Origin of the sequence: Allobosea lupini, from assembly GCF_900109525.1 — a bacterium.
GTDB classification, from domain to species: domain Bacteria; phylum Pseudomonadota; class Alphaproteobacteria; order Rhizobiales; family Beijerinckiaceae; genus Allobosea; species Allobosea lupini.
The window spans coordinates 422,356-446,115 of the sequence record NZ_FOAN01000005.1; the positions used below are offsets into that span (position 1 = coordinate 422,356).

Here is a 23,760-nt window from a genome sequence, read left to right on the forward strand (position 1 = left end):
AATGACGATCAGCCCCAATCTTCGCGCCTCGGTCCTGTCGCTGACGATTCTCCTCGTCTTCCTGGCCGCCTGGCAGATCGCCACGCTGGGCGGGAGCGGGCCAGCGTCCAACATCGATCCGGAATACGCCAAGCTGATGGGCCAGCAGGTCACGCAGGGCAAGTCCGCGATGCCCGGACCGCTCGATGTCGCCAAGACGATCTGGGGGCATCTGAAGGACCCCTTCTACGACAAGGGTCCCAACGACAAGGGGCTCGGAATCCAGCTCGCCTATTCGCTCGGACGGGTGCTGCTCGGCTATGCGCTGGCGGTTCTGCTGGCGATCCCGCTCGGCTTCCTGATCGGCATGTCGCCGCTGATCTCGAAGGCGCTCGACCCTTTCATCCAGGTGCTGAAGCCGATCTCGCCTTTGGCCTGGATGCCGCTGGCGCTCTACACGATCAAGGACTCTGGCATTTCGGCGATCTTCGTCATCTTCATCTGCTCGGTCTGGCCGATGCTGCTGAACACCGCCTTCGGCGTATCGGCCGTGCGGAAGGAATGGCTGAACGTGGCGCGCACCCTCGAGGTCGGCCCGGTCAGGCGCGCCTTCACCGTCATCCTGCCGGCCGCGGCCCCGACGATCCTGACCGGCATGCGGATATCGATCGGCATCGCCTGGCTCGTCATCGTGGCGGCTGAGATGCTCGTGGGTGGCACCGGCATCGGCTACTTCGTCTGGAACGAGTGGAACAACCTTTCGATCACCAATGTGATCGTCGCCATCTTCGTCATCGGCGTGATGGGCATGCTCCTCGACCAGACCCTGGCGCGGTTCCAGCGCGCCGTCACCTATCCGGATTGAGCGGCGCCATGCAGGATCTGTCGGCCAACCCCAAATTCATTTCGATCGAGGGCATTTCCCGGCGCTATCCGAAGAGCGGGGGCGGAACCACGACGATCTTCGAAGATCTCTGGTTCTCGATGAGAAAGGGCGAGTTCGCCTGTGTCATCGGCCACTCCGGCTGCGGCAAGACCACGGTCCTCAACATCCTGAACGGGCTCGATGCACCCGATGACGGCGCAGCGATCGTCGACGGCAGGGCGATCGAAGGCCCGTCGCTGGATCGCGCCGTGATCTTCCAGGGCCACTCCCTGCTGCCGTGGCGCACTGTGCTCGGAAACGTCGCCTATGCAGTCGCGGCCCGGCACCGCGACTGGCCGAGGGCGAAGGTGCAGGCCCATGCGATGGCCTTCATCGAGAAGGTCGGCCTCAAGGGGTCCGAACTGAAAAAGCCGTCCGAGCTTTCGGGCGGGATGAAGCAGCGCGTCGGCATCGCACGCGCGCTGTCCATCGAACCCAAGATGATGCTGATGGACGAGCCCTTTTCGGCGCTTGATGCCCTGACACGCGGAACGCTGCAGGACGAGGTCCGGCGCATCTGCCTGGAGACCGGTCAGACCGCCTTCATGATCACCCACGACGTCGACGAGGCGATCTATCTCGCCGACCGCATCGTGCTGATGACCAACGGACCGCAGGCGATGGTGGCCGAGATCGTCGAGAACCCCCTCCCCCGCAACCGCGTGCGGACCGAGATCCATCATCACCCCGACTACTACGCCATCCGCAACCACTTGATCGACTTCCTGGTCTTCCGCTCGAAGACGTTCAAGGACGCGATCCCGGCAGGTTACGACCGCAGACACCCCCCCGTGGTGCGGCCGGCCGCCAGCGGAAGCACGGCTCCCTCAGGCTCGCGCGCGGCCTGAGCTGTCCCCAGGCGCCAAAGATCGATCTTTATCGAGAGGATGCAGACCATGAAACGTGAAGAGCTGACCGAGAAGATTCTCGACATCAAGCGCGAGAAGGGCTGGACCTGGAAGCATATCACCTCGGAGATCGGCGGGATGTCCGAGGTGCTGATCGTCGGGGCGCTGCTGGGCCAGATGAAGCTGGTCAAGCCGCTCGCCAGGGCCGCGGCCGAGCTGTTCGGCCTGACCGAGATGGAAGAGCGCATGCTCAACGAAGTGCCTTATCGCGGCACGGGCACGCCGATGCCGCCGACCGACCCGCTGATCTATCGCTTCTACGAGATGGTGATGGTCAACGGGCCGGCCTGGAAGGCGCTGATCGAGGAAGAGTTCGGCGACGGCATCATGTCGGCCATCGACTTCAACATCTCCTTCGAGCGTGAGCCGAACCCGAAGGGCGATCGCGTCAAGATCGGGATGTCGGGCAAGTTCCTGCCGTACAAATACTACGGCAACGGGCAGGGCATCCCGGAATACGGCTTCAAGGAAGCCTGAGCCAATCACGCGGCCGCCGCTGCCGCCGTTCACACGCGTTCTCCACCATCCAGAAAGTCCGGATGGCGGAGAACGCGTGGAACCAGCGTGATCCGGAGCGCGTCGCTCTCGCCTATCCGCCGGACAGTATCTGGCGGAACCGCTCGCAGTTCTTCGCAGGGCGCGACGCCATCGTCGCGTTCCTGCCGCGCAAATTGGAGCGGCAGCTGGAATACCGGCTCGTGAAGGAACTGGCGCCGGGGTAACGTGGCGATCACCGGTCGACAGTCCCGAGACCGAGCCGCTAGTCAGGTTGCCGACCGCGCTGGCACAACCTTTGCTCAGCCTTACGCGTAAGCCTAAGCTCATGACGAACATGTTGTCGGGGAGGAGATCGATGGTGCTGATGGTGAACCGGCGCAGGGCGCTCGGACTGGGTGTGGGTCTCGCTTCGACGGCGCTCGCGCAGGGCGGCTTCGCTCAGGGCAAGAGACCGTTGAGCGTAGCCGCCATCTATACGGTCCCGGTCGAGCAGCAATGGGTCTCACGCATCCACAAAGCGCTAAACGCTGCCAAGGAGCGCGGCGACATCACCTATAAATTCTCCGAGAACGTCACCAATACCGATTACGAGCGCGTCATGCGCCAATATTCGACCGAAGGCGCCGACCTCGTCGTCGGCGAGGTCTTCGGCGTCGAGCGCGCGGCGCGCAAGGTCGCGACCGACTTCCCCAAGGCCGCCTATCTGATGGGCTCCTCGTTCCAGCCCTCAAAGCCGAATTTCTCGGTCTTCGACAACTTCATCCACGAACCCTCGTTCCTGACCGGCATGGTGGCGGGCACGGCGACCAAGTCAAACGTCATCGGCCTCGTCGGCGGCTATGCCATTCCGGAGGTCAACCGGCTGATGAACGCCTTCATGGAAGGCGCGCTTTCGGTCAATCCGCAGGCGAAGTTCCTCGTGACCTTCATCAACTCCTGGTACGACCCGCCGAAGGCCAAGGAAGCCGCCTTCGCGATGATCGACAAGAAGGCGGACGTTCTCTACGCCGAGCGCTTCGGCGTCACGGACGCCGCCAAGGAGCGCGGCGTCAAGGCGATCGGCAATGTCATCGACACGGCCTCCCAGTATCCGGGCGTGGTCCTGGCCTCGGCGCTTTGGCACATGGAGCCAACGATCGACCGGGTCATCAAGAACGTCGCCAGCGGCACCTACGAGCCTGCCGATTACGGCGTCTACAGTTACATGGCCCATGGCGGCGCGAGCCTGTCCCCGCTCGATCCCAAGCTCGTGCCCCAGGACGTCATCGACGTCGTGAAGGCAAAGGAGAAGGACATTCTCGACGGCGCCTTCCGCGTGAACGTCAACGACGCAGAGCCGAAGTCGACCGCTTGAGCGCCGAGGGGCCAGCCTTCGCGCCCGTCCTGGCGCTGCGCGGCATCACCAAGCGCTTCGGCGCGCTGACGGCGAACGACGCGGTCGATCTCACTTTGCACGGCGGCGAGATCGTCGCGTTGCTCGGCGAGAACGGCGCGGGCAAGACCACGCTGATGAACATCCTCTTAGGCCATTATCTGGCCGACCAGGGGGAGGTCTCGGTCGCTTCCCCCGAAGGCGAGCTGCGGCCGCTGCCGCAGGGCTCGCCGCTGGCGGCGCTCAACGCCGGCATCGGGATGGTGCACCAGCATTTCACCCTGGCCGAGAACCTGACCGGGTTCGAGAACATCGTGCTCGGGCTCGAACCGCTGTTTGGGCTGGCGCGCGGGCGGCGCGCCATGCGCCGCACCGTCGAGGCCCTGATGGCGCGCACGGGACTTGTCGTGCGGCTCGACCTTCGCGTCGCGGAGCTCGGCGTCGGCGAACGCCAGCGCATCGAAATCCTCAAGGCGCTCTCGCGCCGCACCCGCATCCTCGTGCTCGACGAGCCCACGGCCGTGCTGACCCCGCAGGAGGCCGAAGGTCTCTTCGCGGCGCTGCGGGCCTTGGCCGCCGAGGGGCTGGGCATCGTGTTCATCAGCCACAAGCTCGACGAGGTGCTCGCACTGTCGCAGCGGCTCGTCGTGCTGCGCGCCGGCCGCAAGGTCGCCGACCGGCCGACCGTGGGCGCCGATCGGGCCCTGATCGCACAGCTGATGGTCGGCGAAGAGGTCGAGGTCGAGCGCCCGGCGCCCGCCCAACCCGGCCCGGCCGCACTGGAGCTCCAGCGCGTCTCGGCGGGCTCCGGCCGCACGCGGCTGATCGAGGCCACGCTGATCTTGCGACAGGGCGAGATCGTCGGCATCGCCGGCGTATCCGGCAACGGTCAGTCGAGCCTCGCCGGGCTGGTCGCGGGCCTGCTCGGACCCGACAGCGGCATCATGACGGTCTTGGGCCGGCAGGGCGGTGCTAGCCCGGCCGAGCGGCGGCGCGACGGCGTCGGGCGGCTCGCCGAAGACCGCCATCGCGACGGCATGGTCGGCGACATGACGGTCGCGGAGAATCTCGTGATCGAGCGGCGCGGCGAAAGGCCGTTCAGCCATCTCGGCCTGTTGCGGCCGAAGGCGATCCGCGCGGCGGCGCAGGACGCCATCGCCTCCTACGACATCCGCTGCCCCGGCCCGGATGCCCCGCTTCGGCTGCTCTCGGGCGGCAATATCCAGAAGCTGCTGCTGGCGCGGGCGCTGGCGGGCGCACCCCGCCTCATCCTCGCCAACCAGCCGACGCGCGGCCTGGATATCGGCGCGACGGTCAGCGTCCATCGCCGGCTGCGCGAGGCGGCGGAGGCCGGTGCGGCCGTGCTGCTGATTTCGGAGGATCTCGACGAGCTTTTCGCGCTGAGCCATCGCATCGCGGTGATCCATGGCGGACGGCTGACGCCCACAGCCGACGCCGACCGGCTGAGCGCGGCCGAGATCGGGCTCGCCATGGCAGGCGAAGCCTTCTCCGCCTTCGGAGCCGCGGCATGATCCGCTTCGAGCCGCGCGCGCAGCCTTCCCTGCTGCTCAGGATCGCGATCCCAATTGCTTCGGCGCTGTCCGCGCTGCTGCTGTCGCTCGTCATCCTGGCGCTGACCGGCACCCCGGCCTCCCGTGCCATCGGCCTGCTGCTCGCTGGCGCCGCAGGTTCGGTCTTCGCGCTCACGGAGACATTGACGCGGGCGACGCCGCTGATCCTCACCGGGCTCGCCGCAGCCATCGCCTTTCGCTCGCGGCTCTGGAATATCGGCGCGGAAGGGCAGCTCTATGCCGGAGCGCTCGCGGCCGTCGCCATCGGTTCCGGGGCGATCGAAGGGCCGCCCTGGCTGATGCTGCCGCTGGTTTGCCTGGCCGGAGCGCTGGCGGGCGGGCTCCTGATGCTCGGGCCGGCGCTGCTGAAGGCGAAGCTCTCGGTCGACGAGGTGGTGACGACCCTTCTCCTCAACTTCGTCGTGCTGCTCTTCGTGCAGATGATGCTCGAAGGACCGCTCAAGGATCCGATGGGCATGGGCTGGCCGCAGTCGGCGCCTATCGTCGACGAGGCGGCCTTGCCAAAGCTCGTCGCGCAGATGCGGCTGCATGCCGGGCTGATCATCGCGCTCGTCGCGGCGCTGCTCGTCGCCTTCCTGCAGCGTGCGACGGTGCTGGGTTTCGAGATGCGGGCGGTCGGCGGCAATGCCAGCGCCGCCGCCTTCGCCGGCATCCCGGTCGCGGCGACGCTGGTGAAGACCGGCTTCCTCTCCGGCGCGCTAGCTGGCCTGGCCGGGGCCGGCGAGGTGGCGGGGCTGAAGGGCTATCTGACCAGCGACCTCTCGCCCGGCTTCGGCTATGCCGGCATCGTCGTCGCCATGCTGGCGGCGCTGGAACCGCTGGCCGTGATCCCGGCCGCGGTCTTCATCGCCGGCATCTTCGTCGGCGCCGACACGATGAGCCGCAGCCTCGGCGTCTCCAACTATTTCGCCGATCTGGTCGTGGCGCTCTCGCTGCTCTGCGTCCTCGTCGGCTCGCTGTTCCTGCGCTATCGGCTGCGCCGGGTGGAGACGGCATGAGCGAGGCATTCGAGATTCTGCTGCAGGCCAATTTCTGGGCGGCGGCGATCCGGATCGCGACGCCGCTGATCTTCGGCGTGCTCGGCGCGCTGATCTGCGAGCGGGCGGGCGTGCTCAATCTCGGCATCGAGGGCATCTTCGTCGCCGGGGCCATGGCGGGCTGGCTTTCGGTCTATCTCGGCCTGCCGCTTTGGCTCGGCGTCACTGTGGCGGCGATGGCGGGGGCGTGCCTCGGCCTGCTGCATGGCTGCCTGACCGTGGTCCTCGGCCTCTCTCAGCATGTCGCCGGCATCGGCATCACGCTGTTCGCGACGAGCGCCGCCTATTTCGGCTACCGCGTCGCCTTTCCCGCCGTGACGACGCCGCCGCGCATCGAACCCTTCCAGCCGCTCGGCCTCGGCTTCCTCGACGCCGTGCCGATCCTCGGCCCTGCCCTGTCGCAGCAGACGGCGCTGACATGGCTCGCCTTCGCGGTGGTCGGCCTCACCGCCTTCGTGCTGGCGAAGACGCCGCTCGGTCTCGCGATCCGTGCCGTCGGCGACAATCCGGCTTCGGTCGACGCACAAGGGCTTTCCGTCGCCGGGCTGCGGATGGGCGCGCTGGCTGCCGGCTCGGCGCTGATGGCGATCGGCGGCGCCTTCCTGACCATGTCGGCGTTCAACGCCTTCTTCTTCGGCATGATCAACGGGCGCGGCTGGGTCTGCATCGCGCTCACCGTCTTCGCTTCCTGGCGGCCGGGCAAGGCGCTGCTCGGCGCGCTGCTCTTTGGCGCCTTCGACGCCTATCAGCTCAGGCTCCAGACGCTCGCCGGCGGCGTAGTGCCGAGCCAGCTCTTCCTGATGCTTCCCTATCTGCTCTCGATCGCGGCCTTGATCCTGGTCGCGCGCAAGGCTGACTATCCGCGCGCCCTGATGAAGCCCTACATCAAGGGCGAACGCTGATTCTTTCGCGAGCGACGACCTGCCATGCAACCCGATTTGCTGATTCGCCAGGCCAATCTTCCCGAGGGCGGTGCACCGGTCGACATCGCCATTGCGGATGGGACTATCGTAGAGATCGCGCAGCGCATCACGATCGAGGCACGCGAGACCATCGATGCGACCGACCGGCTGGTCAGCCCACCCTTCGTCGACCCGCATTTCCATATGGATGCGACGCTTTCGCTCGGCCTGCCGCGGCTGAACCGCTCGGGCACGTTGCTGGAAGGCATCGCGCTGTGGGGCGAGCTCAAACCGCTGCTGACCCATGAAGCTGTGATCGAGCGTGCCTTACGCTATTGCGACCTCGCAGCGTCGCAGGGGCTGCTGGCCATCCGCAGCCATGTCGACATCTGCGACGATCGGCTGCTGGCCGTCGAGGCGTTGCTGGAGGTGAAGAAGCGCATAGCGCCCTATATCTCGCTGCAGCTCGTCGCCTTCCCGCAGGATGGCTATCTGCGCAGCCCCGGCGCCGTCGACAATCTGAAACGCGCGCTCGATCTCGGCGTCGACATCGTCGGCGGCATCCCGCATTTCGAGCGCAGCATGGCCGATGGCGCAGAATCCGTGCGCCAGCTTTGCCGCATCGCCGCCGAGCGCGGCCTGCCTGTCGACATGCATTGCGATGAGACTGACGATCCGATGTCGCGCCATGTCGAGACGCTTGTGCAGGAGACGTTGCGCCATGGCTTGCAGGGTCGCGTCGCCGGCTCGCACCTGACCTCGATGCACTCGATGGACAACTACTACGTCTCGAAACTGATCCCGCTGATCGCAGAGGCGAAGCTTCACGCCATCGCCAACCCGCTTATCAACATCTGCATCCAGGGCCGGCACGACACCTACCCCAAACGCCGAGGTCTCACACGCGTACCCGAATTGATGGCGGCCGGCGTCAACGTCGCCTTCGGCATGGATTGCGTGATGGACCCCTGGTACTCCCTCGGCGCGGCCGACCCGCTCGATGCCGCCCATATGGCCGTGCATGTCGGGCAGATGACCTCACTGGCCGCGATGAAGCAATGCTTCGACGCGGTAACGGTCAATGCCGCCGCCGCGATGGGGTTGGCGGATTACGGTATCGCCGTCGGCAAGCCGGCCGATCTCGTGGTGCTCGATGCGCGCGATCCGATCGAGGCCATTCGCCTGCGACCGCCACGGCTTGCAGTCCTCAAGGGCGGGCGAGTGATCGCGAAGGCCAAGCCACGCGAGAGCATGCTCGAAATCGCGGGCCGGCCGAGCAGTGTAGCGGCAGCCCACTACGCGCCGCGTCCCCCGAAGGGTGGAGCTGTGGCGTGAGCCCTCATTGCCGTGCGCGGACGAAGGCGCGGAGCAGCACTTTGACAGGATTTGCCGCATCGACAGGTCGAACATATTGCCGCACCGACCAGCGCTGCCGCAGTGCAACAGAACCCTTGCCAACTGAGAGCCGTCCACACATCGCGCGAAGTGGATGAAGCCAGGCCGACCAAGAGGCAAGCGCCTTAGGAGAGCCGGACCTTCCGCATGAAATACGGGCGAGAACTCACCGGAGAATCGCCGAAACGTTCGCGCTCGATACTCGCAATCAGCAGGCGTAGCGACAGAGCCGGTCGTGGTCGACCGCTGACGGGATTCGCTCCTCCACCGCGCCATAGCCGCCACCGCCGGAGGTTTCCAGCCGGATGATGTCGCCCTTTACCAGCGGCAGATTGTTGATCTTGGAGCCGAGCGCCTGCCGCTCGCCGTCGCGGATGAGGTAGAGATGTCCCTCGCGGCCGGGCTCGCCGCCTTCCAGCCCATAGGGCCTGAACTTGAAGCGTTCCAGATTGGCGGTAAACACCGCCGCAGGACTGTCGACGCGCCATTCGCGGAACAGGCCGAGCCCGCCGCGCTGGCGTCCGGCGCCGCCCGAGCCGTCGATCAGCCCGTAAGCGGTGATCGTCAAAGGCACGTCGGCCTCGATCATCTCGATCGGGATCGAGGCGTTGTTGTGCATGCCGTAGGAATAGGCGTTGAGCCCGTCCTGGTCGTCGTAGGCGCCGGTGCCGCCGATCTCGATCTCGACAAGTACGCCGCGCTCGCCCTGCTCGCCGATGGTCTGGAAGGAGCAGACATAGGAGACGCCGTAGTAGGCCGCCGGCACGCGGCCGGGCACCGCCTGATGCAGTGCGCCGAACATTGTGGTGGCGAGTCGGTGCCCGACCGCGACCCGGTTCGCCACCGGAGCAGGATGACGCGGATTGACGATCAGCCCTTCCGGCACGATCAGCGAGACCGGCCGGTAGCAGCCGGCATTGGCAGGGATCTCCTTGTCGGCGATCGCCATCACCGCATAGTAGACCGCCGAGCCGGAAGAGGCGACGGTGGCGTTGATCGGCCCCGACGCCTGCTTGCCGCAGCCGGAGAGGTCGACGACCATCTCCTCGCCCTTGACCTCGATTTGCGCATGGATGCGGATCGGATCGGGCAGGATGCCGTCGTCGTCGAGGAAATCCTCGAAGGAATAGCGCCCGTCGGGAATCCGCCCGATCATCGCGCGCATCGCCCGCTCGGAGCCGTCGAGCAGCAGCGTGCAGGCCTCGACGATGGTATCGGCGCCGAAACGCGTCGCGAGACGCTGCATCGTGCCGTGGCCGACGGCGAGCGAGGCAAGTTGTGCCTGCAGATCGCCCAGCAGCATGTCGGGCCGGCGCACGTTCTGCAGCATCATCGCCAGGACGTCGTCGTTCATCACGCCGCCGCGCAAGAGCTTCAGCGGCGGGATGCGCAGGCCCTCCTGGAAAATCTCGGTGGCACTCGCGGCATAGGAGCCTGCCGCCATGCCGCCCATGTCGAGATGGTGGCAGAGCGTGCCGACGATCGCGATGCGCTGCCCCTCGGCATAGACGGGTCGGTAGGCGAGGATGTCGGGGATGTGCTGACCGCCGCAATAGGGGTCGTTGGTGATGACGACGTCGCCCTCCTGCCATTGGTCGAGCGGCAGGAAGTCGCGGACGATGGTGATCAGGCCAGCGCTCATGGAGTTGAGGTGGCCCGGAATGCGGGCCGACTGCGCGACATTGTAGCCGTCCCGGTCGAAAACGGCGGTCGAATAGTCGAGCATCTCGCGCACGATAGTCGAGCGGCTGGTGCGCCAGACCGTGACGTCCATCTCATTGGCGGTGGCTGTGAAGGCGTTGCGTAGCACTTCGAGCGTGACGGGGCCGAGATCGGTCTTCGCTGCTGCGGTTCTTGTCATGGCGGTCATGGTTCGTCTCGCTCAAATCTTGCGGGCGATAAGCGCGCCCATCGGGCCGGGCGCGCAGGCCCAGCCTGCGGTGAGCAGGATCGTGGTGTATTCCTCCTCGACGAGCGCCGGCCCGGCGATCTCGCCAGCGAGCGCCGGGCGCCGATAGACCGGCACCTCCGCGAAGGCGCCGTCGAGCAGGACGGGCCGCGATTCCATCGGCTCGCTCTTGCCACCCGCCGACGTCGCCGCGGCCGTCGCGGTGCCGGTCGACAGCACGCCGACCGCCGCGAGCCGCAGCGCCACCAGCTCCACCGCCGCCTTCGGATCGGAATAGGAGAAGCGCTGGGCGTGGCCGGCGTGGAAATCGGCAACGACGCGGGCAAGCGCCTCCGGCGTCGCGCTCGCCTCGGTCCAGGGCACCACCAGCTCCGAGGCTTGGCCGCGATAGCGCAAATCGGCCGAGACGAGGTAGCGCCGGCTGGAAGCCGGCACGCCGTCCTCGTCCAGCAGCGCAGCGCCCTGCGCCATCAGCTCCGCGAGCATCGTCCTGACATGCGGCAGGTTGGCATCGGTCGTCGGCATCACCCTGCTGCGGGCGAGATCGTGGACGATGTCGGAATGCAGGATGCCATAGGCCGAGAAGGTCGAGGCGTCGGCAGGGAAGATCACCTCCGACACGCCGAGTTCCTCCGCGACGGGGATGGCGTGAAGTCCGCCCGCCCCACCGAAGGAGACGAGGCTGAAGTCGCGCGGGTCGAGGCCCTTCTCGAACAGGCTCAAGCGCGCGGCGGCGGCGAGGCTCGTATTGGTCACGGTCATCATGCCGTCGACCGCTGCCTCCATGGACAAACCCAGCGGCGCGCCGACTTTTCCGAGGATGGCCGCGCGCGAGGCGTCGAGATCGAGCTTCATCGCGCCGCCGAGAAAATAGCGCGGGTCGAGCCGGCCCATGACCAGATTGGCGTCGGTGACGGTCGGCTCGGTGCCGCCGCGCCCGTAGCAGACCGGCCCCGGCCGCGAGCCGGCGCTGCGCGGGCCGACGCGCAGGCGCCTGGCCTCGTCGATCGAGGCGATCGAACCGCCGCCCGAGCCGATGGTGCGGATCTCGATCATCGGCAGGCGCACCGGCAGTTCGTCGATCTCGCCCTGGGTCATCTGCGTGACTGTTCCCTCGCGCACCACGCAGACGTCGAAGCTGGTCCCGCCCATGTCGACGCCGAGCAGGTTCGGTCGCGCCAGCGCCTGCGCCATGCGCAGAGTCGCGAGCGCTCCTCCCGACGGACCGGAGAGCAGTAGCCGCGCCGGCTGGCGCTTCGCCACCTCGGCGCTGCAGACGCCGCCATTGGACTGGACGAGCAGCAATCGCGCCGCGACGCCGGCCTCGGCCAGGCGCGTCCCCAACCGGTCGAGATAGGTGCCGACTACGGGCAGCAGCAGGGCGTTGAGAACGGTTGTCGAGGTCCGCTCGAATTCCCGGATCTCGGGGCTGATATCGGATGAGAGCGAGATCGGGATGTCGGGAAAGCGCTGGCCCAGCCATTCGGCCAGCGCCTTCTCGTGCCGGTCGCTGCGATAGGCGTTGAGCAGCGAAACGGCGATGGCGCCGGGGGCAGCTGCCGCGATCTTCTCCGCCAGCGGCTCCAGCGCCGCAACATCGAGCGGCGTCTCGACGCTGCCATCGGCGCGCATGCGCTCGACGACGCCGAAGCGCCGTTCGCGGCCGACCAGCGGAGCCTGCCGCTTCTGGCGGGCGCTGTAGATGTCGCGGCGATTGTGTCGGCCGATCTCCAGCACGTCCTCGAAACCGGCCGTGGTCAGCAGAACGCCCTTCGCCAGCTTGCGCTCCAGCACCGCATTGGTCGCGATCGTGGTGCCGTGCAGGAGGATCCGGATATCGGCCAGCGCGAAACCGTAGCGCTCCCCGGCCTCGCGCAGGCCCGTCAGCAGGCCGATCGAGGGATCCTCGGGCGTGGTCGGGGTCTTGAGGCTGGAGAGGCCTTGGGTCTTTTCGTTCAGGATCTGGAGATCGGTGAAGGTGCCGCCGATGTCGATGCCGATGCGGATGAAAGGAACGGAAGTCACGAAAGCTCCGGTCGTCGTCTCGAAGGTAGGAAATGTGATGAAGTTCGCGGGCTCAGCGCATCAGGGCCGGCAGCCACAGTGCCGTCTCCGGCCAGAGCAGCAGCACGCCGACCGCCAGGAGATAGGCGAAGAGGAAGGGCATCACGCCGGCGAAGACGTCGGTGATCGGCCCGCCTTTGGGTCGCATGCCCTGGAGGACATACATCACAGTGCCGTCCGGCGGGCTGATCTGCGCGATCTCGACCAGCATGGTGACGATCACGCCGAACCAGATCGGATCGTAGCCGAGCCCAACGACGATCGGGAAAACCACCGGCACCGTCGTGATGATCATGGAGAAGCCTTCCATGAAGGTGCCGAGCGCGAAATACATGCCGATGATCGCGAGCATGATCGCCCAGGGCGGGATCGGCAGATGCGCGATCATCTCCGCCACGGCCTGCGGCACGTTGATCAGCGTCAGCACGTAGTTGAGCAAATAGGCGCCCATGATGATGAGGCCGAGCAGCGCCGTGTTGCGCGCCGTCGTCAGGGCCGAGGCGTGCAGCATGGCGAGGGAGAAGCGACGCTCGATCACCGCGAAGAGGGCGGACCCGACGACGCCGAGCGCGGCGGCCTCCGTGGGCGTGGCGAAACCGACATAGATCGAGCCGAGCACGAGCACGATCAGGACGAGCGTCGGCACGAGATCCCACAGCGCCCTGATCTTGGTCATCAACGGGACCGGCGGAGGCTTCTCCATCGGATGGCGCAGGCCATGCGCCACGATGATCGCAATGAAGAAGGCCGTGACGATGACACTGGGAATGATCGCAGCGATATAGAGCGCGCCGACAGACGTCTCGGTGATCAGGCCGTAGACGATGAAGGTGATGCCCGGCGGAATCAGATTGCCCATGGCGCCGCCGGCGGCGAGCGAACCCAGCACCATGCGCTGGTTGTATTTCGTGCCCTCGAAATAGGGCAGCGCGACCGATCCCATCGTCGCGGCGGTGGCGACCGACGAGCCGGAGATCGCGGAGAATAGCGCGCAGGAGGCGATGTTGGTGTGTAGCAGCCCGCCCGGCATCCGGTTCAGCCAGACGTTGAGCGCCTTGTAGAGGCGCTCGGACAGACCCGCCCGCAGCAGGATCTCGCCCATCAGGAGGAAGAGCGGCACCGCGATCAGCACGAAATTGCTGGACGGTCCCCAGAAAGTCTGGCCGGCGAAGGCCCAGAACGGCCTGTCCGAGAACATGAAGCCGGTGAGCAAGGCGAGGATGCCGAGCACGGCCGCGACATGCACGCCCGCGCCGAAGAACACGGCGAAGATCGCGACGAGCGCCAGGATTTCCGCGACGGGGAGCGCCTGGGCTCCGGCCGCGAAGATCACGACGCCCATCATGACGAGGAGGAAGGCGACCGCGATCATGCGCCGGTCTCCCGGCGCGCCATGGCGACGGCTTCGAGCGCTTCCTCGGCCTCGTCGTCGATGCTGCGCGAGCCGAGCAGCGCGGCGATCTCGTCATAGCGGCCGCAGAACAGCCCGAGCAAGGCTTCCAGCAGGAGGGCCGCGATCATCACCAGGAAGGCGCCGAGCCCGAAAGCCCATATGCCCTGCGGCCATGCCATCGGAATGTGCAGGGCGCTGTTGTCATGGGCGTCGAACATCACGGATTCATCCAGAAGCTGCCACCCTGCCCATGCGAGAAAGGCGGCGAAAAGCCCGAGCAGAACGAGCGCGAAGAGATGCAGGAACGCGCGGATCTTCAGCGGCATGCGGTTGATCAGCACGTCGACCCTGATATGCGCCCGCTCCGCCAGCGTATGCGCCAGCGACCAGGAGATGCCGCAGGCGAGCATGTAGCCGCTGATCTCGACGGTGGCGGCGCTGGACACACCGAAGAAGGAGCGGCCGACGATGTCGGTGGTGATGAAGAGCGCGCAGAGCACGTAGTTCCAGCCCGCCGCATAGGCCATCCAGCTGGCTGCCCCCTCGATCATCCGGCGCAGTGTCCGGGCGATCTGCAGCGCAGCCGGGGCGTCGGCCCCGGCCACGGGGCTCAAGGCTTGAACTCCACCTTGGAGATCGGCGCGATGACGTCGTTGTAGACCGTGCCGCAGCGCGCGCCGCAGCGCTTGACGAAGCCAGGCAGCACCGTGCTCTGCATGATCTGCCGCACCAGCGCCTTGTCGGCCTCGGTCGCCTTGACCTCGGTCATCGGCTTGGCGGCGAGCGAGTGGATCTTGCAGGCGTCCTTTGCCCCGATATTGCAGTCGATGCCATCGCGCGTCGCGGCGTCGCCGAGCGTCCAAAGCGCATCGGTCATGTCGGCGAAGGTCTTCTCCAGCAGGCCCTTGGTGCCGGCATCGAGCTTGTTCCACCAGCCGAGGTTGACCATGTAGCCGGCGACCGCCCAGGAGAGCGGCAGGTCGGAGATGTGGCTCGCCACTTCCGGCCAGCGCGCTGCCGCGCCCGAACCCGTGCCGGTGACGGCACAGTCGACGACACCGCGTTCCAAGGCACTGTAGACCTCCGGGAAGCCGATCGAGACCGGCTGGCCGCCGATGGTCTGGACGAGATCGACCAGCGAATTGCCGAAGGTGCGGATCTTGCGGCCCTTGAGATCGGACAGGCTGGCGAAGGGCTGGCGGCAGAACAGCACCTGCGCCGGGAACGGGTAGGTGACGACGAGGCGGGTGTTGAAGCGCTCGAGTTCCTTGTTGGCGACCGGCAACATCGCATCGGCGATCTTGCGGGCCATGCCGATGTCGGGGCTCAGGCCCGAAAGGTCGATGCCGTCTAGCAGCGGTACGTCGCCCGACAATGTCGAGAGCGTGCCGGCGCCGATATCGACCTGACCGGAGCGGACGAGGCGGACGATCTCGTTGCCGCCGAGATTGCGCTCGCTGTGAGAGCTGAGCTGGACGGTGATCTGCCCGTTGGAGGCTTTCGGCAGGCCCTCGCGGAGAAACGGAACGTCGACGAGCGTGAACTGGGCGCTGGTCGGCAGCGGCTGCGTCACCGCCGAGATGGTCTGCTTCGGGATCGGCGCCTGCGCGGACGCGACACCGGATGCGGCCAGTGCTGCAAGCAGCGCCGTGCCGGCCGTAATGCACTTGATCATCGCTTTGAGCCTCGGTTGTTCGTGTTCCCCTTGGTGGCCCTCGCGTTGCGGCTGTTTCCTCCGTCCGCCGTGATCGACGGCTTCTATCGTTTCTCGACACTCCTTCTGACGTCTTTTCCTGCGACAGGCCTTTGGCCGCCGGCCTTCAGGGCTGAAATTCAAGGCGATCGGGCGCCCGCTGTCGAATTGTGTTTTTGGATCGGGCCGATCGGGATTCCTGATCGGGCCGCGCCTCGTGTTCGAGCACCCTGCCGATTTGGCAGGCATGGCGCGCGACCAGCGCCGCGAGGAAATTGTTCGATTTTCGCAGATATGAGATCTGGAAGCCGTTGGGGGGCAACGTCACCCCTTCGACCGAAAGCCGCCGCAGGCGCCCGCAAGCCAGATCCTCCCGCACGAGCGCCAGCGGTAGAATGCAGCTTCCCATACCGTCGAGGGCCATGCGGGTCATGATCGTCAGCGAAGCGCTGCCCCAGAGGCGGACTTGCTCGCGCCCCTCTCCCCCGAGCGCGCGCTTGATCTCCTCCGCCAGCGGGCTGCCATGAGAGAAGCTGATGATTGGCCACTGTGCCAGCCGGGCCAGCGTCAGCGGCTCATCGCCCAGCGGCAGCTCCGGGCTCGCAACCCAGCCGAGCGGCAGGTGACACAGGCGCTGGTTGACCGCGCGCGGATCGGCGACAGGGCCAACCTGCATGCCGACATCGATCTGCCCGCGCAGCAGATGCTCGGTCAGGACGTTCGTCGTATCGACGATCATGTCGACCACGAGGTCGGGATAGCTGGTGTTGATGACCTCGATCAGCCGCGGCATCAGGCTGTGCACCAGCGTCTCGGCCACGCCGAGCCGCAGCACGCCGCGCACCGCATCGGCCCGCGAGACGACGGTGCGCGCCTCCGTCATCGTCGCGAGGATGCGCTCGGCGTATTCGAGAAGGACGGTGCCTTCGCGGGTCAGCGTGCTGCGCTTCAGAGGCGGGCCAAACAGCGTCACGCCAAAATGCTGCTCAAGCTGGTCGATGCGGGCGGAGATTGAGGGCTGCGTCGTGTTGAGTTGGGCGGCGGCGGCCCGGAACCCGCCCAGCCGCGCCACCCACACGAAGGTCTCCAGGCATTTCAGATCGTTCAAACGCCGCTCCGTCGCCCCAACACTGTCATGCGCACCGAAGACCTCGGACGAACGCGGCCGCCGGAACGAGCGAGATCTGTGATATGTCGGCACCGTTATGCAGGATCCGGCAAGCATCAACCGTGCCGCTGCTGACTCAGACGGCCGCAATGGCCTTTGCGGTCTTCGGGCCGTTGAACTTGGCTGAGCGCCAAGACCGCTGGTCAGCCCATCATCGCCATGTCTGCTTCCTGGCCATCGACCAGAGTCGGCTTCTGGCGCCGAGGGGACGAGGCCGGTCGATGGCGATGCGCCTCGGTCACGCAGAGATGGAAAGCCCATAGACGCTGGCAACTTGCTCGGACGAGTTATCGGCGCGTTTGGTGCAACCGGGACCAACCAGCGCGGCTGACCAAACTATTCCCGAGCCTTTGGCGATTGCTCTGAACTGACAGGGCGATGGCGGACGCCGTCTGACGTGTTGACAGGCCTGCCGCCTCGGATCAGGATTATTACATAAAGTAAAAATAGGAGTGCGGGGACGTGGGAGCACCAAGAAGTCGGCGGGAGACGCGATCAGCGATCCTGCGCCATCTCTGGTGCACCGGCGGCTCATTTCGTCCGACTTTGTCCAGCAAAACGGGCCTTACGGATGCGAGCATCTCGCGCATCGTCGCGGACCTGAAAGCCGAAAATCTGGTCCAGGAGACGAGACTTACGGCGCCCTATCAAGGCGGACCGAGCGCATTTCTGACTCTTAGCAAAGATCGCCATGTCGGCGCGGTCGAGTTCTCCAGCGGCCGGGTGCATGTCGGCGTCGGATCGCTGACCGGCGAGATCCGTTTCTCCGAATGGTTGGATCTGCGCGACGATGCCGACCTCGAAACCGTCAGGGCTACCTATCGCCGCGCCCTGCACCAACTCACTGACTATGTTCATCGGACTGGGATTCAGCTTCGCCAGATTGCGGTATCGATCCCGGGCTATCACGAGGATCTCCGGATCAACCCGATCATCGCCATTGATCCGGCGAACATCCTCGCGGATATCCAGACGGCACAGCCGGGCGTTGCGCTGCTCGCCGCCAATTCGATCATGACTAGGGCCGTCGCCCACCAGCTGAAACTGGGCGTCGCCCTTGCCGATGGCCCCTATCTCTACGTCTTCGTCGGTCACGGCGTTGCCGCGGCTCTGATTGACGACTTCGCCGCGAGCGGCGACGTCTCGCCCTGCGAGATCGGCCATATGGTGCTTGATCCGCGCGGGCCTCGCTGCCGGTGCGGCCATTCGGGTTGCCTCGAGGCCTATGTCTCGACGGCGGCCGTCGCGCAGGCCATCGGCGTACGCGAGCAGGATCTGCTGTCGATGGGCGGGCGGCAGGCGGGCCGGCTCAAGCTGTCGGCGCGCGGCCGTGGCGACCTCGCGACACGCCTGGTCAGATTGGGGCACGCGCTTGGCAATGCCCTGAACTTCACGCCGGTCCGGCGCGTGGTGGTGGCCGGCTGGCCGGCCGAGCTCGGCGACCAGGCGCATGGCGCGGTTCTCGGCGGGATCGACGCCAGCCTGTTCGGCGGGGCGTCGACGGTGAACCTCGCCTTCTCGAACGCGGAATTGGGACGCGAACCCGCCGCCGGCCTGGCGCTCGCCACCTACGCCTACCTGCAACGGGGTGCGATGCGAGCAGAGGAGCTGGCCGCAGACATCGTCACAGACAACCCAGCCCAACGATAAAAGGGAGGAATCATGGATATCAGAGCAATTGCGGCAGCGCTTCTGGGTGGTGCCATGCTCGTCGCCGCCGGGCCGGCCAAAGCCGAGAGCGTGCTCAAGGTCAAGCCGTCTGGGGACGTCAAGATTCTGGATCCGATGCTCGGCTCGGATTCGATGGCCCGCAATTTCGGCTACATGATCTACGATACGCTGTTCGCGGTCGACGATAAGCTGGCGATCAAGCCGCAGATGGTCGAGGCGTGGGAGACGTCGGCGGACGGCAAGGTCTGGACCTTCGTGCTTCGCGGCGGGCTCACCTTCAGCGACGGCCAGCCCCTGACGGCGGACGACGTGATCGCCTCGCTGAAGCGCTGGAGCGTCAATGACAGCCTTGGACAGCAACTCAACCAGCGCGGCGCCGCCTGGCAGGCGGTGGATGCCAGGACGTTCCGCCTGACGCTGACATCGCCTTGGGGAATGGTGCTCGATGCTCTCGGCAAGCCTGGCGCTCCGGTGCCGTTCATCATGCCCGCACGCATCGCCTCGACAACGCCACCCAACCAGCCTGTCACCGACCACACCGGCTCTGGACCCTTCGTCTTCAAGAAGGACGAATGGATGGCAGGCGCGCGACTGGTCTTCACCAAGAACCCCGCCTATGTCCCGCGCGCCGAGGCGCCCGCCGGATTCTCTGGCGGCAAGGTCGCCAAGGTCGACCGCGTCGAATGGCTGATCATTCCGGACCAGCAAACGGCGCTCAACGCGCTGATGAAGGGCGAGATCGACATCAGCGAGGAGCTGTCCGGCGATCTCATTCCGCTTGCCAAGAAGTCGAAGGAGATCGTGCTCGCTCGCCAGGACGAGATCGGCGTGGCCCAGCAAATCCGGATCAACTCGATCCAGCCGCCGTTCGACAACCCGAAGCTGCGGCAGGCCCTGCTCCACGCTGTGGACGGTGCGGATTTCCTCGCCGCCGTCATCGATGATCCAGACCTCGGCAGACCATGCCGCTCGTTCTATGTCTGCTCGTCGCCCTATTTCACCGAGGCCGGATTCCCCAAATTCGACCTCGCCAAAGCCAAGGCACTCTTAAGGGAGGCCGGCTATGACGGAACGCCGGTGGTGCTGCTCGATGCTGCCGAGAACCCGAACATCCATGCCTTCACGACCGTCGCCGACGAACTGCTGAAGAGCATCGGCTTCAAGACCGATCTGCAGGCGATGGACTGGGCAACGGTCGTCGCCCGTCGGGCCAGCAAAGAGCCGGTCGGCAAGGGTGGCTGGTCCATCTTCATCTCGGGCCCCGGCGGCCTCGATATGATGGAGCCGGTAAGCCATCTCGGCCTGCGCTCGAATTGCGAGAAGGCCTGGTTCGGCTGGCCCTGCGATGCGGAGATCGAGACGATGCGCACAGCCTTCGCCGACCTTTCCGACAAGGAGCAACGGCAGGCGCTTGCAGCGAAGATCCAGGCCCGCGCCGCGGAGACCGTGCCCTATGTGCCGATCGGCGTGCAGTACCAGATCCGCGCCCATCAGGCGAACCTGACCGGGCTGCTCACGCCCCCGGCGCCCGTCTATTGGAACATCGCACGCCGGTGACTGAGCGACGGCTGCGCGTGCCGCCGCTCCCGGCTCTGCCCGCGTAGCCGACGCGATCGCGGGCGCTCCGACCGGAGCCGGACCCGTTATCCTCGAGACCGTACCTGATGTTCCACAATGCGTCCCGCAACGCGGCGCCCAACGAGCCCATTATCGTGGACACGCCTTTTGGGCGGCTGCGTGGTGTGCGCGTGGGCGACCTCCGGTGCTTCAAGGGCGTTCCCTACGCCGCCCCGCCGGTCGGCGCGCTGCGCTTCCGCCCGCCACAGCCGCTACCGCCATGGGCTGGAACGCGCGAGGCGCTGGGTTTTGCGCCGGTCGCGCCGCAACCGGCTGATCCGGGCTTCTATCCCGGTGATCCCGACGCCATGCCGCGGGTCCCGGCAAGCGAGGATTGTCTGTACCTCAACGTGTGGACGCCGGCGGCAGCCGGACCTCATCCGGTACTCGTCTGGCTCCATGGCGGCAGCCAGATCGTCGGCGGCACCAGCCGCCCGGTCTATGACGGCGCAGCCTTCGCGCGTGCCGGCATCACATGCGTTACGGTCGGCCATCGGCTCGGGCTGCTCGGGTTTCTCGAAGGCGGGCGCATCTTCGGCGAGCGTTTCCGCGGCAGCGGCAACAACGCGTTGCGCGACGTCGTGGCGGCGCTGTGCTGGGTTCGGCAGGCGATCGCTGCCTTTGGCGGCGATCCCGGTCGGGTCACGATCGGCGGCGAGTCGGCCGGGGCAAAGAATGTCGCCGCGCTTCTGGCTGCGCCGTCGGCGACAGGCCTTTTCCATGCGGCGTTCTCGAGCTCCGGCGGCGGCGACACGATCGATGCGCTGGATGATGCGGACGCCGTCGCCTGGCGCGCCCTGGCGCTCGCGGGCGGCGACGGACAGCGTCTCCTGACGATGCCGGTTGCCGACCTCATCGCCCTGCAGACGCAGCTGCGCGGCGAAGAGGTGCGGCGGCAGCCTTTTCGGGCCGTGCTGGACGGCGCATTCCTGCCCGAGACGCCGCAGCGACTGCTACCCCGCCAGCCGGTCCCGCTGCTGATCGGCACCGCGCGCGATGAGATGGCCGCCTTTTTCGGCAGCTTCCAGGGCGGAAGCGCGATAGCGCCGCAAGACTGGGACGGTCGACAGCTGACGCATCTGTCGGCCAGCCTCATGGCGGAAGCGGAAGCGCGTGCCTTGCGCGTTTGGCCTGCCCTGCCTGCAGACACTCGCCGCCAGCGGCTGCTGACGGCGGAGGAATACGAATGGCCCTCGATCCGACTGGCCGAAGCTCATGCCGCGGCCGGAGGGCCGAGCTGGGTCTACCGCAATGACCGCCCCCTTGCCGCCGGCCCTTTCGCCGGCCTCGCGCCTCATGTCGCCGATCTCGGCCTCATCTGGAACCAGCCGGGGCCGTATGGCACGCCAACCGCACTCGGCAGCAGCAATATGCACGACGCCGTAGCGACCTTCGTCCGGACCGGATCCGCTCCCTGGACGCAATACGATGCCGAGAGGCGAGCGACGCAGGTCTTCGGCCTTGGCGGCAGCGCGCAGCTTCAAATGGACCCGTCAAACGACCTGCGCCGCATCTTCGATGGCTTGTTCCATCGTTAGCGACCGGTCTCCCCGCTCCTTCAAATCCGGAACGTCAGCCTTCAGGCAAGGTCCCAACGTCCGTTAATGGCGGGATCGGGCCATCCAAGAGAGAGCGAAAAACCTCGCAGCCTTAAGCTTTGCAATTCGGTGGACGGCAACGACCGCCAGCACTGGTCCAATAACGACTTGGGCGCTAATTCTCGGCTCGCTGAGAGCTTGCTGGCAGCACGCGATCACGGGTATCAGGTTGGTATACTCAGACGCTGAGGCCCAGAAGTCGGAGCCACGACCGGATGACCCATGCTCCGCTCTATATCGATTACCTGAATGCGCTGGACGTCGAAGCTCTGGCGCTGACCGACGCCGAGATCATCGCCGCCGTCGAGGCTGGACTTTCCGCGCAAGGCCGCAAGCAGACCGAGATCGAACCGCGTGTGCACTTGATGCCGAAGGCCGGCGCCGACGGCCATTTCAACGTGCTGCGCGGCGCCTTTCGAGCGCCGATCGAGCGGGCTGGCGTCAAGGTCATCGGCGACTTTGTCGACAACTACAAGCTTGGCCTGCCCTCCGAGATGGGCCTGCTGCTGCTGATGGACCCGATGACCGGTGTCCCGACAGCCATAGTCGATGGCAGCCACCTCACCGATATGCGTACCGGCGCAATCACCGCGATCGGCGCGAAATATCTCGCGTCCAAGAACTCCAGGGTGCTCGGCCATATCGGAGCGCGCGGCACGGCCTACTGGAACGTCCGCCTGCTCGATTCTCTGTTCGATTTCGATGAGATCCGGGTTCATTCACGCCGGCCCGAAAGCCGTGAGGCCTTTGGCGCGAAGCTCTCCGCCGATCTCGGCAAGAAGATCGTCGTGACCGAGGACTGGCAGAGTTGCGTCGAGGGCGCAGACATCGTCGTCGAGGCCTCGCGTCTGAACGAGCCGGCCCCGATGCTGAAGACGAGCTGGATCAAGCCGGGCGCCTTCGTCGTACCTTATGGCACGATGAGCGCCGTCGAGCTCTCGCTGACCGACATCATGAGCAAGCTCGTGGTCGATGACTGGGGCCAGTGCAAGGGCGGCCCTTTCGGCTCGCTGCGCGCCCATGTCGAGGCTGGAAAGCTCTCGGAGGAAACGCTGCACGCCGAGATGGGCGAAATCGTCGCGGGGCTGAAACCCGGCCGCGAACGAGAGGATGAGACGATCCTGTTCTGGCATCGCGGCCTCTCGCTCTCGGATATCGCGCTGGGCCATTTCATGCTGGAGAAGGCGAAGACCATGGGCCTCGGCCAGCGGCTGCGCTACGCGTGAACCTCGTTGCCAGCGCGCGCATGTATGCCGTCGATAATGCGACGAGCGCCGCGTGGTCAGCCCTGTTTTCCCGGATCGCGGCGCTGAGCGGCGTTCCGCTCGACATCATCGCCCATGCCGCACCGGCGCCGCTCGAAGATCTCTGGCGGCGCGACGATCTGGGGCTCGCCTTCATGTGCGGTTACCCCTTTGCAAGCGGTCCTTTCAGCGTGAGGCCGGTCGCCGCACCCGTTCCGGCCTCCGGCGATGGCATGCCGTTTTACGCGACGCATCTGGTCGTCAGGGCCAGCAGCGACATAGCGACCCTGCAGGACAGTTTCGGCCACCGCATCGGCTGGACGGTGGCGCATTCGCAATCGGGCTTCAACGCCATCCGGACGCATCTGCTAGGCGATTGGCGTGAACGCGGACTGCTTTATCGCGAGAGCATCGGCCCGCTGCTGACGCCGCGTCGCGTCGTGGAGGCGTTGCTCGCTGAGCGGATCGATATCGGCCCACTCGATTCCTATTTCTACGATCTGTTGCTGGTGGCCGAACCCGAGACGGCGGCACGCCTGCGCATCGTTGCGACGACGACACCCAGGCCGATGCCGCTGCTGGTCGCCTCGCAAGCGGTCGCGAACGAGGTGGTCACGAGCTTGCAGCAGGCCCTGCTGGCCATCGCCGACGATCCGGCCGGACGCAGAATCCTGGCGCATCTGCGGCTGACAGGCTTCCAGGTGGTCGAGGCGGAAAGCTATCGGATACTGGTCCGCGAGGCGCAGGCTGCGGACGCTGCGGGCTACATGCAGCCCGGGTGACAGGCCGCTCTTG

Annotated in this window: 19 protein-coding genes and 1 pseudogene; 14 read left to right on the forward strand and 6 right to left on the reverse strand. The window is 66.3% G+C overall.

The genetic code is table 11. The features are described 5' to 3' along the window. The first annotated feature begins 1 nt into the window (after position 1). From ntrB to BMZ21_RS17390, 9 genes and pseudogenes are all read left to right on the forward strand, one after another. Positions 2-844 (forward strand): nitrate ABC transporter permease, encoded by an 843-nt coding sequence (gene ntrB, locus BMZ21_RS17350; RefSeq protein ID WP_091836883.1) that lies wholly within the window; start codon positions 2-4, stop codon positions 842-844. An 8-nt stretch (positions 845-852) separates the two neighbouring features. Beyond that, positions 853-1,752 (forward strand): ABC transporter ATP-binding protein, encoded by a 900-nt coding sequence (locus BMZ21_RS17355; protein ID WP_091836886.1) that lies wholly within the window; start codon positions 853-855, stop codon positions 1,750-1,752. Between the two features lie 48 nt (positions 1,753-1,800). Further along, positions 1,801-2,289, forward strand: coding sequence for a cyanase (gene cynS / locus BMZ21_RS17360; RefSeq protein WP_091836888.1), 489 nt, complete (start codon positions 1,801-1,803; stop codon positions 2,287-2,289). Positions 2,290-2,293: 4 nt separating this feature from the next. Beyond that, positions 2,294-2,522 (forward strand): annotated as a pseudogene (locus tag BMZ21_RS17365) (DUF1348 family protein); the annotation flags it as partial. Positions 2,523-2,665: 143 nt separating this feature from the next. Beyond that, positions 2,666-3,664 (forward strand): BMP family protein, encoded by a 999-nt coding sequence (locus BMZ21_RS17370; RefSeq protein WP_091836891.1) that lies wholly within the window; start codon positions 2,666-2,668, stop codon positions 3,662-3,664. Beyond that, positions 3,661-5,214 carry an ABC transporter ATP-binding protein gene (locus BMZ21_RS17375; protein WP_091836893.1) on the forward strand — a complete coding sequence of 518 codons (1,554 nt, stop codon included), beginning with the start codon at positions 3,661-3,663 and terminating at the stop codon, positions 5,212-5,214. Before BMZ21_RS17370 ends, BMZ21_RS17375 begins: the two co-directional genes overlap by 4 nt. Beyond that, positions 5,211-6,272 (forward strand): ABC transporter permease, encoded by a 1,062-nt coding sequence (locus tag BMZ21_RS17380; protein ID WP_091836895.1) that lies wholly within the window; start codon positions 5,211-5,213, stop codon positions 6,270-6,272. Before BMZ21_RS17375 ends, BMZ21_RS17380 begins: the two co-directional genes overlap by 4 nt. Continuing rightward, positions 6,269-7,213, forward strand: coding sequence for an ABC transporter permease (locus BMZ21_RS17385; RefSeq protein ID WP_091836898.1), 945 nt, complete (start codon positions 6,269-6,271; stop codon positions 7,211-7,213). The genes BMZ21_RS17380 and BMZ21_RS17385 overlap by 4 nt, the downstream gene beginning before the upstream one ends. 24 nt (positions 7,214-7,237) lie before the next feature. After that, positions 7,238-8,548 carry an amidohydrolase family protein gene (locus BMZ21_RS17390; RefSeq protein WP_091836900.1) on the forward strand — a complete coding sequence of 437 codons (1,311 nt, stop codon included), beginning with the start codon at positions 7,238-7,240 and terminating at the stop codon, positions 8,546-8,548. A gap of 268 nt (positions 8,549-8,816) precedes the next feature. On the opposite strand, the gene BMZ21_RS17395 is transcribed toward BMZ21_RS17390, so the two are convergent. From BMZ21_RS17395 to BMZ21_RS17420, 6 genes are all read right to left on the reverse strand, one after another. Beyond that, positions 8,817-10,478, reverse strand: coding sequence for a hydantoinase B/oxoprolinase family protein (locus BMZ21_RS17395; RefSeq protein WP_208862301.1), 1,662 nt, complete (start codon positions 10,476-10,478; stop codon positions 8,817-8,819). A 12-nt stretch (positions 10,479-10,490) separates the two neighbouring features. Further along, positions 10,491-12,542, reverse strand: a complete 2,052-nt coding sequence (locus BMZ21_RS17400) for a hydantoinase/oxoprolinase family protein (RefSeq protein WP_091836902.1) — start codon at positions 12,540-12,542, stop codon at positions 10,491-10,493. A 52-nt stretch (positions 12,543-12,594) separates the two neighbouring features. Further along, positions 12,595-13,953 (reverse strand): TRAP transporter large permease, encoded by a 1,359-nt coding sequence (locus BMZ21_RS17405; protein ID WP_091836904.1) that lies wholly within the window; start codon positions 13,951-13,953, stop codon positions 12,595-12,597. Then, positions 13,950-14,579 carry a TRAP transporter small permease subunit gene (locus tag BMZ21_RS17410; protein ID WP_091836906.1) on the reverse strand — a complete coding sequence of 210 codons (630 nt, stop codon included), beginning with the start codon at positions 14,577-14,579 and terminating at the stop codon, positions 13,950-13,952. Before BMZ21_RS17410 ends, BMZ21_RS17405 begins: the two co-directional genes overlap by 4 nt. A gap of 5 nt (positions 14,580-14,584) precedes the next feature. Next, positions 14,585-15,649 (reverse strand): TRAP transporter substrate-binding protein, encoded by a 1,065-nt coding sequence (locus BMZ21_RS17415; RefSeq protein WP_167561668.1) that lies wholly within the window; start codon positions 15,647-15,649, stop codon positions 14,585-14,587. A gap of 145 nt (positions 15,650-15,794) precedes the next feature. After that, entirely contained in the window at positions 15,795-16,775 is a 981-nt protein-coding gene (locus BMZ21_RS17420; protein ID WP_158673435.1) for a LysR family transcriptional regulator, read from the reverse strand. 606 nt (positions 16,776-17,381) lie between these two features. On the opposite strand from BMZ21_RS17420, the gene BMZ21_RS17425 reads away from it, so the two are divergent. The 5 genes from BMZ21_RS17425 to BMZ21_RS17445 all read left to right on the forward strand — a co-directional run bounded on the left by BMZ21_RS17425 (position 17,382) and on the right by BMZ21_RS17445 (position 23,747). Next, positions 17,382-18,485, forward strand: coding sequence for an ROK family protein (locus BMZ21_RS17425; protein ID WP_167561669.1), 1,104 nt, complete (start codon positions 17,382-17,384; stop codon positions 18,483-18,485). A gap of 12 nt (positions 18,486-18,497) precedes the next feature. Then, complete coding sequence (locus BMZ21_RS17430) at positions 18,498-20,063, forward strand: ABC transporter substrate-binding protein (protein WP_091836914.1); 1,566 nt, start codon at positions 18,498-18,500, stop codon at positions 20,061-20,063. Positions 20,064-20,170: 107 nt separating this feature from the next. Then, positions 20,171-21,661 (forward strand): carboxylesterase/lipase family protein, encoded by a 1,491-nt coding sequence (locus tag BMZ21_RS17435; RefSeq protein ID WP_091836916.1) that lies wholly within the window; start codon positions 20,171-20,173, stop codon positions 21,659-21,661. A gap of 275 nt (positions 21,662-21,936) precedes the next feature. Then, positions 21,937-22,947 (forward strand): ornithine cyclodeaminase family protein, encoded by a 1,011-nt coding sequence (locus BMZ21_RS17440; protein ID WP_091836918.1) that lies wholly within the window; start codon positions 21,937-21,939, stop codon positions 22,945-22,947. Beyond that, positions 22,944-23,747 (forward strand): phosphate/phosphite/phosphonate ABC transporter substrate-binding protein, encoded by an 804-nt coding sequence (locus BMZ21_RS17445; protein WP_143079728.1) that lies wholly within the window; start codon positions 22,944-22,946, stop codon positions 23,745-23,747. The genes BMZ21_RS17440 and BMZ21_RS17445 overlap by 4 nt, the downstream gene beginning before the upstream one ends. The last annotated feature ends 13 nt before the right edge of the window (positions 23,748-23,760 follow it).